13 protein-coding genes are annotated in these 14340 nt (G+C 62.0%); 3 read left to right on the forward strand and 10 right to left on the reverse strand.

The annotated features are described in order from the left end of the window. Positions 1–17 precede the first annotated feature (17 nt). The 6 genes from C4J90_RS01225 to C4J90_RS01250 all read right to left on the reverse strand — a co-directional run bounded on the left by C4J90_RS01225 (position 18) and on the right by C4J90_RS01250 (position 6016). Positions 18–1259 (reverse strand): SfnB family sulfur acquisition oxidoreductase, encoded by a 1242-nt coding sequence (locus C4J90_RS01225; RefSeq protein ID WP_124419029.1) that lies wholly within the window; start codon positions 1257–1259, stop codon positions 18–20. A gap of 187 nt (positions 1260–1446) precedes the next feature. Then, positions 1447–2223: a hypothetical protein gene (locus C4J90_RS01230; protein ID WP_124406007.1), complete on the reverse strand. Its 777-nt coding sequence runs from the start codon at positions 2221–2223 to the stop codon at positions 1447–1449. A 310-nt stretch (positions 2224–2533) separates the two neighbouring features. Beyond that, a complete protein-coding gene (gene tcyN, locus C4J90_RS01235; protein WP_124360781.1) occupies positions 2534–3280 on the reverse strand; it encodes an L-cystine ABC transporter ATP-binding protein TcyN in 747 nt (248 codons plus the stop codon). 3 nt (positions 3281–3283) lie between these two features. Then, a complete protein-coding gene (gene tcyL / locus C4J90_RS01240; protein ID WP_003187646.1) occupies positions 3284–3949 on the reverse strand; it encodes a cystine ABC transporter permease in 666 nt (221 codons plus the stop codon). Then, on the reverse strand, positions 3949–4743 hold the full coding sequence (gene tcyJ / locus C4J90_RS01245) for a cystine ABC transporter substrate-binding protein (RefSeq protein WP_124419030.1): 795 nt from the start codon (positions 4741–4743) through the stop codon (positions 3949–3951). The genes tcyL and tcyJ overlap by 1 nt, the downstream gene beginning before the upstream one ends. A gap of 277 nt (positions 4744–5020) precedes the next feature. Then, positions 5021–6016: a D-cysteine desulfhydrase gene (locus tag C4J90_RS01250; protein ID WP_124419031.1), complete on the reverse strand. Its 996-nt coding sequence runs from the start codon at positions 6014–6016 to the stop codon at positions 5021–5023. A 246-nt stretch (positions 6017–6262) separates the two neighbouring features. Here C4J90_RS01250 and epsC point away from each other — a divergent pair, with 246 nt between their 5' ends. The 3 genes from epsC to mgrA all read left to right on the forward strand — a co-directional run bounded on the left by epsC (position 6263) and on the right by mgrA (position 10729). Further along, the gene (gene epsC, locus C4J90_RS01255; protein WP_124419032.1) at positions 6263–7189 is read left to right on the forward strand and encodes a serine O-acetyltransferase EpsC; all 927 of its coding nucleotides are present in this window, start codon (positions 6263–6265) and stop codon (positions 7187–7189) included. Between the two features lie 399 nt (positions 7190–7588). Then, positions 7589–9550, forward strand: coding sequence for a choline transporter BetT (gene betT / locus C4J90_RS01260; protein WP_164487677.1), 1962 nt, complete (start codon positions 7589–7591; stop codon positions 9548–9550). 141 nt (positions 9551–9691) lie between these two features. Continuing rightward, on the forward strand, positions 9692–10729 hold the full coding sequence (gene mgrA, locus C4J90_RS01265; protein WP_124413537.1) for an L-glyceraldehyde 3-phosphate reductase: 1038 nt from the start codon (positions 9692–9694) through the stop codon (positions 10727–10729). Between the two features lie 113 nt (positions 10730–10842). Here mgrA and tauD read toward each other — a convergent pair whose 3' ends face one another. The 4 genes from tauD to tauA are packed head-to-tail and all read right to left on the reverse strand — an operon-like array spanning position 10843 to position 14297. Continuing rightward, complete coding sequence (tauD, locus tag C4J90_RS01270; protein ID WP_124419033.1) at positions 10843–11679, reverse strand: taurine dioxygenase; 837 nt, start codon at positions 11677–11679, stop codon at positions 10843–10845. Positions 11680–11693: 14 nt separating this feature from the next. Beyond that, positions 11694–12530, reverse strand: coding sequence for a taurine ABC transporter permease TauC (tauC, locus tag C4J90_RS01275; RefSeq protein ID WP_124419034.1), 837 nt, complete (start codon positions 12528–12530; stop codon positions 11694–11696). Continuing rightward, positions 12527–13306 (reverse strand): taurine ABC transporter ATP-binding subunit, encoded by a 780-nt coding sequence (gene tauB / locus C4J90_RS01280; protein WP_124419035.1) that lies wholly within the window; start codon positions 13304–13306, stop codon positions 12527–12529. Before tauB ends, tauC begins: the two co-directional genes overlap by 4 nt. Positions 13307–13319: 13 nt before the next feature. Continuing rightward, positions 13320–14297 carry a taurine ABC transporter substrate-binding protein gene (tauA, locus tag C4J90_RS01285; RefSeq protein ID WP_124419036.1) on the reverse strand — a complete coding sequence of 326 codons (978 nt, stop codon included), beginning with the start codon at positions 14295–14297 and terminating at the stop codon, positions 13320–13322. Between the last annotated feature and the right edge of the window lie 43 nt (positions 14298–14340).

The following is a 14340-nucleotide window of genomic DNA, read 5'->3' on the forward strand; positions in this document are numbered from 1 at the left end:
TCCAGATGTCTGGTCGGTCAGATCCAGGAATGGCGAGCCGGCAGAGTGCCGTTCAGGCGATAGGCGCCCACCGCGTGATACTTCCAGCGCACCGGGTCATGCAGCGTGTGGACCCGCGCATTGCGCCAGTGCCGGTCAAGGTTGAATTCGGCGAGGGTGGCGCGGCTGCCGGCCAGCTCGAAGAGTTTTTCGCTGACCTGCAACGCCACCTCAGTGGTGAGTACCTTGGCTTCGGCGACGGCGATCGACGCGCGTGCAGCGGACTGCGCGGTGAGCGGCGCAGCGCTGACCTGGTCCAGCACCTGGCCGGCCTTGCGCAACAGCGCCTCGGCGGCGTGCAGTTCGATTTTCAGCTTGCCGATGTCCGCGATCACATACAGGTCGTCGCTGGCCCGTTCGACCTTGGCGTCGATCCACGGGCGCGAGCGTTCACGTACAAAGGCGATGGTGTCGTCCAGGGCGCCACGGGCAATACCGGCGTCGATGGCCGCCTGGATCAATTGCGAGACGGCACCCTGAATATTCGGGCTTTCGCCCAGGCGCCAGTTGTCCACCACCAGTTCTGCGTCCACCGGTACCCGGTCAAGCAGTACGGTGCCGCTGGCGGTGGTGCGTTGGCCAAAACCCGACCAGTCATCCACGATGCGCAGCCCTTCGCTGCCACGGCGCACGAACGCCATGACTTGCTTGCCGTCGTCGTTGAGCGCTTTGATGGCCACCCAGTGCGCAAACAACGCGCCGGTGGAGTAGAACTTCTGGCCGCTGACCACGTAGCCGTCACCCTCGGCGGTGATACGCGCCTTGAGCTCCAGGGTATTTTTGGTGCCGCGTTCCGGGCCGCCATTGCCGATGCGCCAACCGTCGAGCACGCTCTGGAACAGCTGCTTTTTCTGGCGCTCGCTGGCGGTGCTCTGCAACAGGTGCAGGATGCCGAAATGGTTCTGCGGGATCTGCCCCAGGGCCGGGTCGGCCGCGCTGATGATCGCGAAGACCTCGGCCAGGGTGACGAATGAAACCTGCGGGCCGCCGTATTCACGGGGAATGGAAATGCTGCCCAAGCCGCTGCGGGTGAACTGTTCGACCTGCGCCCAGGGCAATTGGCGTTGCTGGTCGCGCTTGGCGGCTTGCAGGCGCGCGGCGTCGGCCAGCTCATGGGCGGCGCTCAGCGCCTGGGCGTCGTTGCGCACCACCGTGGCCGGCAACAACAGTGGGGCTACGTCCAGATCACTCTGGAGGGGTGTTAGAGCCAAGTTAGACATCAGCGCCGCTCCTTGGCTGCACGTAATGCCCTGGCGTTATGCACCGGGGTAATTCTGACCATACCGACCTCGCATTCAATGAAATAAAAACAAAACAATCAGGAATGTCCGGTGGTCCGGTGCATATACCCTAAGCGTGTTTATTTTTTAAATAAACTAACTTTTAGGAATATGCATAGAAGGCGCGTCACCCCGGTTCGCAGGGGGAGCCGAAAGGGCGAGGTTGATACACGTCCTTGGCTGCGCCAGGACAAGTGGGAACCCAGGCGGCGATGCGCAAGGTGCGGGCTGGCGCCCAGCGTGAATTGTTGCCGACGCGGTCCAGGATGCAGTACGTCACCTCCAGGCGGCAGTCGTCACCGCCTTCGATAATGACTGTCGAAGGCACCCAGACCTGCACCGCCAGGCCGACGTCCCTGGCCTGGATGTTCGGCAGGTCCATGCGCACGTCACCCCAGCGCAGCGTGATGGCATCGCCACTGGCCATGTTCGCGTAAGGCTCGATGCTCAGCGGAATTCCGCGTTGCACCTGGCGACTGTTGACGCCCTGGCGGCGGATGGTCTCGGGCAGGCTGACCGGCGCGAGGTTCTGGTTTTCGTCGCTGTACAGGGCCGACGGCGCGCCGCCCGGGTAGTTGGTTTTGACCCGGACCTGGGTGGTGGCCGAGCGCGCCGGGCCGTGGCCGATCTGCATGATCTGGTAATGCACCCGCGCCGGGCCATCCTGCACAAAACTTTCCGGCACTCGCAGGTGGGTAGGCGTGCCGATTTTGCCGGCGGTCACCCGGCGTGAGGCGGCAAAGCAGTTGTTCCAGAACAGCTCGATCAGGTCGCCTTCTTCCATGCCGGGGTAAGGTGCGATGTCGACCTGCAATTGGGCAGCCGCGTGGGCACTGATGCCGTTTCGAACGGCTTGGGGCAGGGTGGGTGCGGTCAGCATGGCCGGGGTTGTAGTGTGCGTCATAAGTGATCTCCTTGATGCAGCCAGCAGCAATCGTTCCGGGCCTGGGCGCGGGTGCGCAAAGGGGCCGAAAGAACGATTCAGTGAGTAGCCGGGATAGGATCCAATCCTCTGGACGCTAGATAAGAGGGTTGGACCGGGGGCGTCAATGGCGGCAAAAGGCTAAACGGCGGGTTCGAGGATATTCAGAAGGGTCTGACTGGAAGGGGTATTTCAAGAGGGGCGCAGCGTGGTGTTTTACCGGCAGCAATGGCGATTCGGTGTAGGAGCGGCTTTTTGTGGCGAGCAAGCCCGCTCGCCACAAAAAGCCGGGTCAATGGGCGAGAAACTTGCTCAGGAACTGCTGGGTGCGTTCTTCCCTGGGATTGGCGAACAGCGCCTTGGCTTCACCCTGTTCGACGATCACGCCCTTATCGAAAAAGATCACACGGTTGGCCACATCCCGGGCAAAGCTCATCTCGTGGGTGACGATCACCATGGTGCGGTTTTCTTCGGCCAGGCTGCGGATGGTCGCCAGCACTTCACCTACTAATTCGGGGTCGAGGGCCGAGGTGGGTTCGTCGAACAGGATGACCTCCGGCTCCATGGCCAGCGCCCGAGCGATCGCCACACGCTGTTGCTGCCCACCGGACAAGCGCCGAGGATAAGCCGCCTCCTTGCCCGCCAGGCCCACTTTGGCCAGTAGCTTGCGGCCCAGCTCGGTCGCCGCCTCGCGTGGCATCTTCTTGACCACGATCGGGCCTTCGATGACGTTTTCCAGCGCGGTGCGGTGGGGGAACAGGTTGAAGTTCTGGAAGACAAAACCGACGTGCTGGCGCAGGCGTCGCACCAGGCCCTGTTGCTGGTTGAGTGGCTTGCTGCTGTCGATCTCGATGTCGCCCACCTTGATGCGGCCGCTGGTGGGTTCTTCGAGAAAATTCAGGCAGCGCAGGAACGTGGTCTTGCCGGAACCGCTGGGGCCGATGATGGCCACGACTTCGCCGGCCTTGACCTCCAGGTCGATGCCGTTGAGCACCACCTGGCCGTTGAATTGTTTGGTCAGCTTTTCAACCACGATCATGCTTCAAGACTCCAGGTCGTGCCGGTTGACCCGGTCTTCCAGACGATTTTGCAGATGCGCCAGGATGCTCGCCAGGATCCAATAGATCAGGGCTGCGGACAGATACATGGTGAAAATTTCGAAGGTGCGCGCCGAGACCAGTTGCGCCTGCCGGAACAGCTCGGGCACCTGGATAGTGGCGGCCAGCGCCGTGTCCTTGACCAGCGAAATGAAACTGTTGCCCAGCGGCGGCAAGGCCGTGCGCATGGCTTGCGGCAGGATGGCCCGGCGCAACGTCTGCGCGCGGGTCATGCCGATACTCGCGGCGGCTTCCCACTGGCCACGCTCGATGGAGGCGATGGCGGCCCGCAGGATTTCACAGGCGTAGGCGGCCATGTTCAGCGAAAAGCCGATCATGGCGGCCGGGATCGGGTCCAGCTCGATGCCCACTTGCGGCAAGCCGTAGTAGATCAGGAACAGTTGCACCAGCAAGGGCGTGCCGCGAAAGAACGACACGTAAACCCGCGCCGTCCAACTCAGCAGCTTGAAGCGCGACAAGCGCATCAACGCCAGGCCGAAGCCCAGCAGCAGGCCGAAAAACATCCCACCCAGGCTGAGGATCACCGTGTAATACGCGCCCTTGAGCAAAAAGGGCGCGGAGTCCAGCGCGAGTTGGAAACCTGCTTCCATTATTGAGTGACGTCAGCGTTGAAGTACTTCTCGGACAACTTCTTCAAGGTGCCGTCGGCGCGCAGCTTGTCGAGAGCCTTGTTCACCGCGTCGAGCAGTTCAGGCTCGCCCTTGCGCAGGGCAATACCGGCTTCCTGGCGGGAGAAGGCGTCGCCGGCAGCGGCGGTGTTCTTGGCTTTCTTGGCGTATTCCAGAGCGGCCAGGCGGTCGATCAGGATCGCGTCGATGCGGCCGATGCGCAGGTCCTGGAATTTGGTCGGGTCGTCGTTGTAGGTCTTGATGATGGCTTTGGGTTGGTTTTCCTTGAGCCATTGTTCGTAGTTGGTGCCCAGGCCCACCCCGACTTTCTTGCCGGCCAGGTCGTCGGCGGTCTTGATGCTGTCGACATTCTTCGCCAGGGTCAGCGCCTGGATACCGGAAATGGTGTAGGGCTTGGAGAAGTCATACTTCTTCTTGCGCTCTTCGGAAATCGTCACCTGGTTGACCACGGCGTCCAGGCGTTTGGATTCCAGGGCGGCGAGGATGCCGTCCCATGGCGTGGCTTGCAGCTTGACCTTGACGCCCAGCTCCTTGGCCAGCGCCTCGGACAGCTCCACCTCGAAGCCGCTGAGCTTGCCGCTTTCATCGACAAAGCTGAACGGTGGGTAGGTGCCTTCCAGGCCGATCTTGATCTCGCCGGCTTTCTTGATGGTATCCAGTTGCTCGCCGGCAACCGCCTGGCCAAGCATGCCTGCGCCGAGCGCCAAGCCCAATGTGCCGACCAGCAATGTGCGACGCAATACAGAAATAGTCATGAAGAGCCCCTGTGGTTTTTTATGGTGAGCGAAGCCGGTGACGCAGTAGCCGTATCCTGCCTTAAAGCGCGGTGCGCGTCTTCGCCTTCGGCGTGATGATAAAGCCGGTTTTTAAGACTTGAAAATAATATAAATCATGTTTGATATTCGTTTTTGAAATATAAGCGAATCCAATGTGGGAGGGGGCTTGCCCCCGATAGCGGTATATCAGTCAACTCCTCGGACACTGACCCACCGCTATCGGGAGCAAGCCCCCTCCCACATTTACAGCGTTCGGTCAGTTAAACACCGAATCATAGGCAAACAACGCCGGCGCTCCGCCGGTATGCAGGAAAATGATCGGCCCGTCTGCGAAACGCTGACGCCCGATGCCGTCCAGCAGGCCGGCCATGGCCTTGCCCGTGTAGACCGGGTCGAGCAACAGACCTTCCTGACTGGCCAGAAGTTTGATCGCCGACAACGTACCCGCATTCGGTTCGCCATAGCGCGGGCCGAAGTATTCGTCCCACAGGATCACCTTGAACGCCTCGGGCACGTTCATGCCGAGCAGTTCGGCCGTACGCTCGGCCAGGCCTTGCACTTTCGGGCGTTGGGCTTCATCGGTGCGCGATACGGTGACGCCGATCACCGGCAGGTTTGGCAGCGCTTCGCTCAACGCCAGTGCCAGGCCGCTGTGGGTGCCTGCGCTGCCGGAGGCCAGTACCACCGCCGCAAAGTCGAGGCCGCTGTCTTCGATCTGCGCCGCCAGCTCCAGGCCCGCGCGCACATACCCCAACGCGCCGAGGGCGTTCGAGCCGCCGATAGGCACCAGGTAGGGCTTCTTGCCGTTGCTGCGCAGGCGGTCGGCGAGGGCGTTGAGTTGGTCGTCGGCATTGTCGAGGTTTTCCACCCGCTCCACCTTGGCGTCGAACAGCTCCAGCAACAGGCGGTTGCCGTTGCTCAGATAGTTGGGGTCTTCGGTGCCGGTGGGGTTTTCCAGCAGGGCGACGCAGCCCAGGCCGAGCCTGGCGGCCAGCGCGGCGGTCTGGCGCACATGGTTGGACTGGATAGCGCCGGCGGTGACCAGGGTATCGGCGCCCTGGGCGATGGCGTCAGCGGCGAGGTATTCAAGTTTGCGCAATTTATTGCCACCCATGGCCAGTGGGGTGGTGTCGTCGCGCTTGACGTAGATATCCCTGCCCAGCCAGGCCGACAGCCGCTCGAGTTTTTCCAGGGCGGTGGCGCCGCCCAACAGTTCCAGACGGTTAAAGCGGTCGAGCTGTTGTTTGATCATTGCTATGCACGGTGGCTGAGTGATGGGGCGACTATAGGCAGGCACTTTTCATCGGGCAACCGCCAATCGCTTATGGGCTGGGGTTATATGTTTGGGATAATTGGTTATTAAGGCTGCTTTCAGTGCATGTCGTAGAGTGGGTGTCTTTTCAGGGGCAAGCTGTAAGCGGCAAGCTGCAAGTTGATCGCGGTTTGCTTGCAGCTTGCAGCTTGCCGCTGCGCCCCCCCTATTCAGGAGCAAACCCCTTTGAGCGAGCGTTCCAGCCATTGGCAACTACAGACCATCGTCAGCCAACTGCGCAGCGCCCGGGACCAGTGGCGAACGCGCAATGGTCGCTTGAGTGGCGAACATGGAGGCCGCGAACTACCGTCTCGCCAGGCGGTGGCGCAGATTCTCGAAGACTTGTGCGGCGCACTGTTCCCGATGCGCCTGGGCCCGGTGGACCTGCGCGAAGAAAGTGAAGACTTCTACGTCGGGCATACCCTCGACGTCGCCCTCAACGCCTTGCTCGCCCAGGCCCGCCTGGAGCTGCGCTACGCCGCGCGCCAGGGCGGCCAGGATGACCGTGAGGTCGACGCCCAGGCCATTCGCCTGATCCAGGATTTCGCCCTGGCCTTGCCGGCGTTGCGCAGCCTGCTGGACACCGACGTACTGGCCGCCTACCACGGAGACCCGGCCGCGCGCAGCGTGGATGAGGTGCTGCTGTGCTACCCCGGCATCCTGGCGGTGATTCACCATCGCCTGGCCCATCATCTGTACCGCGCCGGTTTGCCCCTGCTGGCGCGGATCAGTGCGGAAATCGCTCATTCGGCCACCGGTATCGATATCCACCCCGGCGCGCAGATTGGCCCGAGTTTCTTCATCGACCACGGGACCGGCGTGGTGATTGGCGAGACGGCGATCATCGGTGAGCGAGTGCGCATCTACCAGGCGGTGACATTGGGCGCCAAGCGCTTCCCGGCGGATGAAGATGGGCAATTGCAGAAAGGCCATCCGCGCCACCCTATTGTGGAGGACGATGTGGTGATCTACGCCGGCGCTACGATTCTGGGGCGGATTACCATCGGCCAGGGTTCGACCATTGGCGGTAATGTGTGGCTGACCCGCAGCGTGCCGGCCGGGGCGAATATTACCCAGGCGAATTTGCAGCATGATGATGGCGCGCAAAAGTAACGAACCTGCGCAAATCCCCTGTGGGAGGGGGCTTGCCCCCGATAGCGCTGCACCAGCCAATACCTGTGCTGGCTGACCTACTGCTATCGGGGGCAAGCCCCCTCCCACATTTTTTATGCGCATTTCAAACCGGTGATTGCTGAACGTTTTGTCATCGCCACGCGTCATACCAATCCCTGAGCTAGTGTAGGAATCACCTACCACTCGGCCCCGAAATTAGTCCCAAACCGCCTATCCATGTTTAACTTGAACGTTCGTTCAAGTTAAACCGGTGGTTCGCTGCCCGCTCACAACAGGAGGCTTACCTTTGCTGAGTCCGTTATTGACAGCCACATTTCACACCTCGGGGGTGCATGGTTCATGAGTGCATCGTCTACCCCGTCCAGCGGTCAGGTGCGCATGAATGCGCCCGTCTTCTACTTTGCCGCCACGGCTATTCTGCTGTTCGGCATCACTGTCATCGCTATCCCGCAACAGGCCGGTGCCTGGCTGCTGGCGGCGCAAAACTGGGCGGCCAATACGGTCGGCTGGTACTACATGCTGGCGATGACCCTGTATCTGGTCTTCGTGGTGGTCACCGCGTTATCGGGCTATGGCAAGATAAAACTCGGTGCCGACCACGACGAGCCCGAATTCAGTTACCTGTCCTGGGCCGGCATGCTGTTCGCCGCCGGGATCAGCATCACGCTGTTCTTCTTTTGCGTGTCCGAGCCGTTGACCCACCTGGTGCAACCGCCCCAGGGCGAGGCGCTGAATGCCGATGCGGCGCGCCAGGCCATGCAGATCCTGTTCCTGCACTGGGGCCTGCACGGCTGGGGCGTGTTCGCGTTTGTCGGCATGGCCCTGGCGTACTTCGCCTACCGGCATAACCTGCCGCTGGCGCTGCGTTCGGCGCTGTACCCGTTGATCGGCAAGCGCATCAATGGCCCGATCGGTTACGCGGTGGATGGCTTCGGCATCATCGCCACGGTGTTCGGCCTGGGCGCCGACATGGGTTTTGGCGTGCTGCACCTCAATTCCGGCCTGGATTACCTGTTCGGTATTGCCCATACGCAGTGGATCCAGGTGGGCTTGATCACCTTGATGATGGGCGCGGCGATCATCGTCGCCGTGGCCGGCGTCGACAAGGGCGTGCGAGTGATGTCCGACATCAACATGCTGCTGGCCTGCGCGCTGCTGCTGTTTGTGTTGTTTGCCGGGCCCACCCAGCATTTGCTCAACACCTTGATCCAGAACATCGGGGACTACCTGGGCGCCCTGCCGACCAAGAGTTTCGATGTGTACGCGTACGACAAACCCAGCGACTGGCTGGGTGGCTGGACGGTGTTCTACTGGGCGTGGTGGATCGCATGGTCGCCGTTCGTGGGCCTGTTCATCGCACGCATTTCCCGTGGCCGCACCATCCGTGAATTCGTGTTTGGCGTGCTGCTGATCCCGCTGGGTTTCACCCTGGCGTGGATGTCGATCTTCGGCAACAGCGCCATCGACCAGGTGCTCAACCATGGCATGACCGCGCTGGGCCAGTCCGCCATCGATGAACCGTCGATGAGCCTGTACCTGCTGCTGGAAACCTACCCGTGGAGTAAAACCGTGATTGCGGTCACGGTGTTCATCAGCTTTGTATTCTTCGTGACCTCGGCCGATTCCGGCACCGTGGTGCTATCGACGCTGTCGTCCAAGGGCGGCAACGCCGATGAAGACGGACCGAAATGGCTACGCGTGTTCTGGGGCGCGATGACCGCCCTGGTCACCAGCGCCTTGCTGTTTGCCGGCAGTATCGATTCGTTGAAGTCCGCGGTGGTGCTGACCTCGCTGCCGTTCTCGCTGATCCTGTTGCTGATGATGTGGGGGCTGCACAAGGCGTTCTACCTCGAATCGCAAAAGCAGATCGCGCAGTTGCATTCGTTGGCGCCGGTGTCGGGCTCACGCAAGGGCACGGGCGGTTGGCGCCAGCGTTTGAGTCAGGCCGTGCATTTCCCGTCGCGGGATGAGGTGTACCGCTTCCTTGAGACCACGGTACGTCCGGCGATCGAAGAAGTGACGGCGGTGTTTGTCGAAAAAGGTCTCAACGTCGTCACCCAGCCCGACCCGTCCAACGACAGCGTCAGCCTGGAAATCGGCCACGGCGAAGAGCATCCGTTTGTTTACCAGGTGCAGATGCGCGGCTATTTCACGCCCTCGTTTGCGCGCGGCGGCATGGGGTCCAAGCAGCTCAACAATCGCCGCTATTATCGGGCGGAAGTGCACTTGCGTGAGGGCAGCCAGGACTACGACCTGGTGGGCTATACCAAGGAGCAGATCATCAATGACATCCTCGACCAGTACGAGCGGCACCTGCAGTTCCTGCACCTGGTGCGCTGAGAAAACGTACGGCGCACCGTTCCTCTCAAGTAGGTCTTTGCTGTAAAAGGGAAAGGCAGACTTAAGCGATTCAGCGGGCTGAAAGGCCTGGGAATAACCTTATTCCCAGGCCTTGTTTGCCCCAAGCCTAGAGAGGATTCGATGACGTACATTGCTGCCGAAAACCGCTATGAATCTATCCCTTATCGCCGCGTAGGCCGCAGTGGATTGGTGCTGCCGGCACTGTCCCTGGGGTTGTGGCACAACTTTGGCGACAGCACCCCGATCGCCACCCAGCGCGCCCTGCTGCGCACCGCGTTCGACTTAGGCATCAACCACTTCGACCTGGCCAATAACTACGGCCCGCCCTACGGCAGCGCCGAGATCAACTTCGGCCGGTTGCTGCGCGAAGACTTCAAGCACTACCGGGACGAGCTGATCATTTCCAGCAAGGCCGGTTGGGACATGTGGCCCGGCCCCTATGGTCAGGGCGGGGGTTCGCGTAAATACGTGCTGGCGAGCCTGGACCAGAGCCTGCAACGCCTGGGCGTCGACTATGTGGATATTTTCTATTCGCACCGTTTCGACGCTGACACGCCGCTGGAAGAAACCGCCAGTGCGCTGGCCACCGCCGTGCAGCAGGGCAAGGCGTTGTACATCGGTATCTCGTCCTACTCCGGCGTAAAAACCCGTGAGATGGCAGCGCTGCTCAACGAGTGGAAAGTGCCGCTGTTGATTCACCAGCCGGCCTACAACCTGCTCAACCGCTGGGTGGAAAAAGACCTGCTCGACACCACCGAAGAGCTCGGCGCTGGGGTGATTGCGTTCACACCGTTGGCCCAGGGTTTGCTCACCGACAAGTACCTCAACGGCGTGCCGGCCGACGCACGAGTCAACCGCCCAGGTGGCGGTTCGTTGCAGGCCAAGCACCTATCCGACGCCAACATTGCCCATGTTCGCGCCCTCAACGAAATCGCCCAGCGTCGCGGCCAGAGCCTGGCGCAAATGGCGCTGGCCTGGACCCTGCGTGATCCACGGGTAACCAGCGCGCTGATCGGTGCCAGCCGACCGGAGCAGATCATCGAGAACGTCGGGGCGTTGAAGAACCTGAGTTTCAGTGCAGAGGAACTGGCGGAGATTGATCGGTTTGCTCTGGAAGGCGGGATCAACTTGTGGGAAAAACCATCCACCGCCGAATAACCTGACGCAGCTCGGTCAAACATGTGGGAGGGGGCTTGCTCCCGATGGCAGTGGATCAGTCAATAGATACAGTGACTGACCCACCGCTATCGGGAGCAAGCCCCCTCCCACATTTAGAACGGCACATCGCCCAGGATGGTTGCCCGATGCATCACCCGCCGCTGTGGCCGGTAGTCATCCACTGCGTAATGCTGGGTCACGCGGTTGTCCCAGAACGCCACGTCATTTTCCTGCCAGCGCCAGCGGATGGTGAATTCCGGGCGTGTGGCATGGGCGAACAATAGTTTGAGAACCGCCGCGCTTTCGGCCGATTCCAGTTCATTGATCCGGGTGGTGAAGCCTTCGCTGACGAACAGCGATTTACGCCCGCTCACCGGGTGCGTGCGGATCACCGGGTGCGACAGGGGCGGGTTTTTTCGGCGGGCTTCTTCCCAACGGGCTCGGTCGTCGGCGGTGTTGCCAAAGCGCTCCAGTGGGAAAGACTGGGTGAAGTCGTGGGTGGCAGTCAGCCCATCGAGCAATGCTTTGAATGGCTCGGACAGCGCTTCATAAGCCGCAATCCCACTGGCCCACAAGGTATCGCCACCGAACGCCGGCAGCAGTTTGGCGCTGAGCACCGCGCCCAGGGCTGGCGTGGGCAGGAAGGTCACGTCGGTGTGCCATACGGCGTTATCACGCACATCGGTGACCGCCGTGTCGAGGATCAACACTTCGGGCTGCTCCGGCACGTTGGGGTAGATCGGGTGGATGTGCAGGTCGCCGAAATTCGCCGCGAACCGTGCCTGTTGCTGCGGGGTGATCGGCTGGTCCCGGAAGAACAGCACCGAATGCTTGAGCAGGGCTTGTTCGATGGCGTCGCGCTGTTGGGCGCTCAGTGTCTGGGTGATATCGACGCCACTGATCTGGGCGCCGAGCGCGATGCTTAGTGGGGTAACGGTCAGGCTGCTCATTTATTCATCATCACTCAGTGTGCCTGGCCATGCCACGGCACCAATTTACGCTGCAGGGCGCGCAGGCCCATTTCCATGGCGAAGGCGATCAGCGCGATCACCAGGATGCCGAGGACCACGACGTCAGTGACCAGAAACTGCGCCGCCGACTGCACCATGAAGCCCAGGCCGCTGGTGGCGGCGATCAGCTCGGCGGCCACCAGGGTCGACCACCCCACACCCAGGCCGATGCGCACGCCAGTGAGGATGTCGGGCAGGGCGCTGGGCAGGATCACATGCCGGATCAACTGCGCACGGGTCGCGCCCAGCGACTGTGCGGCGCGCAACTTGGCTGGGTCGACCGTGCGTACGCCGGTCGCGGTGGCGATGGCAATCGGCGCAAAGATCGCCAGGTAAATCAGCAGCACTTTGGACAGCTCGCCGATGCCGCACCAGATCACGATCAACGGCAGATAGGCCAGCGGCGGGATCGGCCGGTAAAACTCGATCAGCGGATCGAGAATGCCACGGGCGATACGGTTGGCACCGATGGCGATGCCCACCGGCACGGCCGTCAGCACCGCAAAGCCCAAACCCAGGCCGATGCGGCTGAGGCTCGCGCCCAGGTGCTGCCACAAGGTGGAATCCATATACCCCGTGGTCGCCAGCAACCAGCCTTTTTGCAATACGGCAGAGGGTGGCGGCAGGAATAGCGGCTCGATCAAACCGGTGGCGGTCACGGCCCACCAGACAGCCAGCAAGGCCAACAGGGTCAACAGGCTGATCCAGCGCGTGCTCACGCGGCGGCGTACGGGAATGACGGCGTGTGTCACGGGCTTGGCCGCCGTGGCGGCGAATTCGTAGCTGCTCATGCGCACACCTGCCGTTGCGAGAACACTTTGCCCAGCACGTGTTCGCGGGTTTCGATAAAGCGCGGGTCGGACTTGATCGCCCGTGCCGATTCGCCCGCCGCATAGCGTTGGCCGAAGTCCAGGTGCAGGCGCTCGACGATCTGGCCGGGGTTGGGCGCCAGCAGGATCAAGTCCGTGGCAAGGAACACCGCTTCTTCGATGTCATGGGTGATCAGGAACACCGGCTTGGCCGTGCGTCGCCAGACTTGCAGCAGCAGTTCCTGCATCTGTTCGCGGGTGAAGGCATCGAGGGCGCCGAAGGGCTCGTCCATCAGCAATACGCGAGGGTCGGCCGCCAAGGCGCGGGCAAGGCCGACGCGTTGCTTCTGGCCGCCAGAGAGTTGCCAGATGCGGCGGCTGTCGAAACCGCCCAGGTCCACCAGCGCGAGCATTTCCCGGGCGCGCACTTCACGTTGCGCCTTGGGCACGCCGGCCAGTTCCAGGCCGAAGGCGACGTTGGCCAGTACGTTTTGCCAGGGCAACAGGGCATCGTCCTGGAACACCACGCCGCGCTCGGCACTGGGCCCCTTGACCGGCACGCCATCGAGGGTGATGCGCCCGGCCGAGGGCTCGACAAAACCGGCAATCAGGTTCAACAGCGAAGTCTTGCCACTGCCGGACGGGCCGAGGGCCACCAGCAATTGCTGGGGCCCAAGCTCGAGTGAAATATCCGCCAGTACCGGTTCCGGAGCGCCTGGGTACTGTGCGCTGATGCGCTCCAGCTGTAGCAAGGCCATCGCGATGAACTCCTCAGTTAGTGATGAATTTGGCGCTGATGTAAGGGGCGTAATCCGGCAGCACCGCGTCGACCTTGCCTTGCTCCTTGAGGAACGCTGCGGTATCGGTGACGGCCTTGGTGGTTGGCGCGCCCAGCAGGGTCACCTGGTCAGCGGCCAGCGGGTAGACGTTGCCTTGCAACAGCAGTGGGATGTCGCTGGCCTTGGCACCGGAGAGCTTCACCAGTTTGTCGACGTTGCCTTTGTCGGCGAGCCAGGCTTGTGGGTCTTTGCGGTACGCCGCGTAGGCATCCAGGGTGACTTTGGCGAAGGCGGTGACGATTTCCGGATGCTTCTCGGCAAAATCCTTACGCACGATCCAGGCATCGAAGGTCGGTGCACCGAACTTGGCCAGCTCGCCGGAGGTGATCAACACCTTGCCGTTTTCCTTGGCTACGCCCAGGGCCGGGTCCCACACATAGGTGGCGTCGATATCACCGCGCTTCCAGGCGGCGATGATGGCCGGTGGTGCGAGATTGAGGATGGTTACTTTCGAGGGGTCGATGTTCCAGTGCTTCAGCGCGGCCAACAGGCTGTAGTGACCGGTGGACACGAACGGCACGGCGATCTTTTTACCGATCAGGTCCTGCGGGCTGTTGATCCCCGAACCCTCGCGCGCCACCAGGGCTTCGGCACCGCCGATCTGAGTGGCGACGAGGAAGGTCTGCACCGGTACCTTGCGGGTGATCGCGGCGGTCAGCGGGCTGGAACCGAGGTAACCGATTTGCACGTCGCCCGAAGCGATGGCGGCGATGATATCGGCGCCATTGTCGAATTTGCGCCAGTCGATTTCGGCATTGGTGGCTTTTTCATAGGCGCCATCGGCCTGGGCGACTTTCGCCGGGTCGACGGTGGTCTGGTACGCGACGGTCACATCCGCCGCCTGGGCAAACAGGCTGGCACCGGCCAGGGACAACGCCGCCAGCAAGCGCAGGGGGGTCAGCAGTTTCAAAGGGAAGCTCCTCGATCAGGCGGCCGGGGGTCGGCGTGTGAGG

The sequence above is a fragment of the Pseudomonas sp. R2-60-08W genome (assembly GCF_003852335.1).
Taxonomy (GTDB): domain Bacteria; phylum Pseudomonadota; class Gammaproteobacteria; order Pseudomonadales; family Pseudomonadaceae; genus Aquipseudomonas.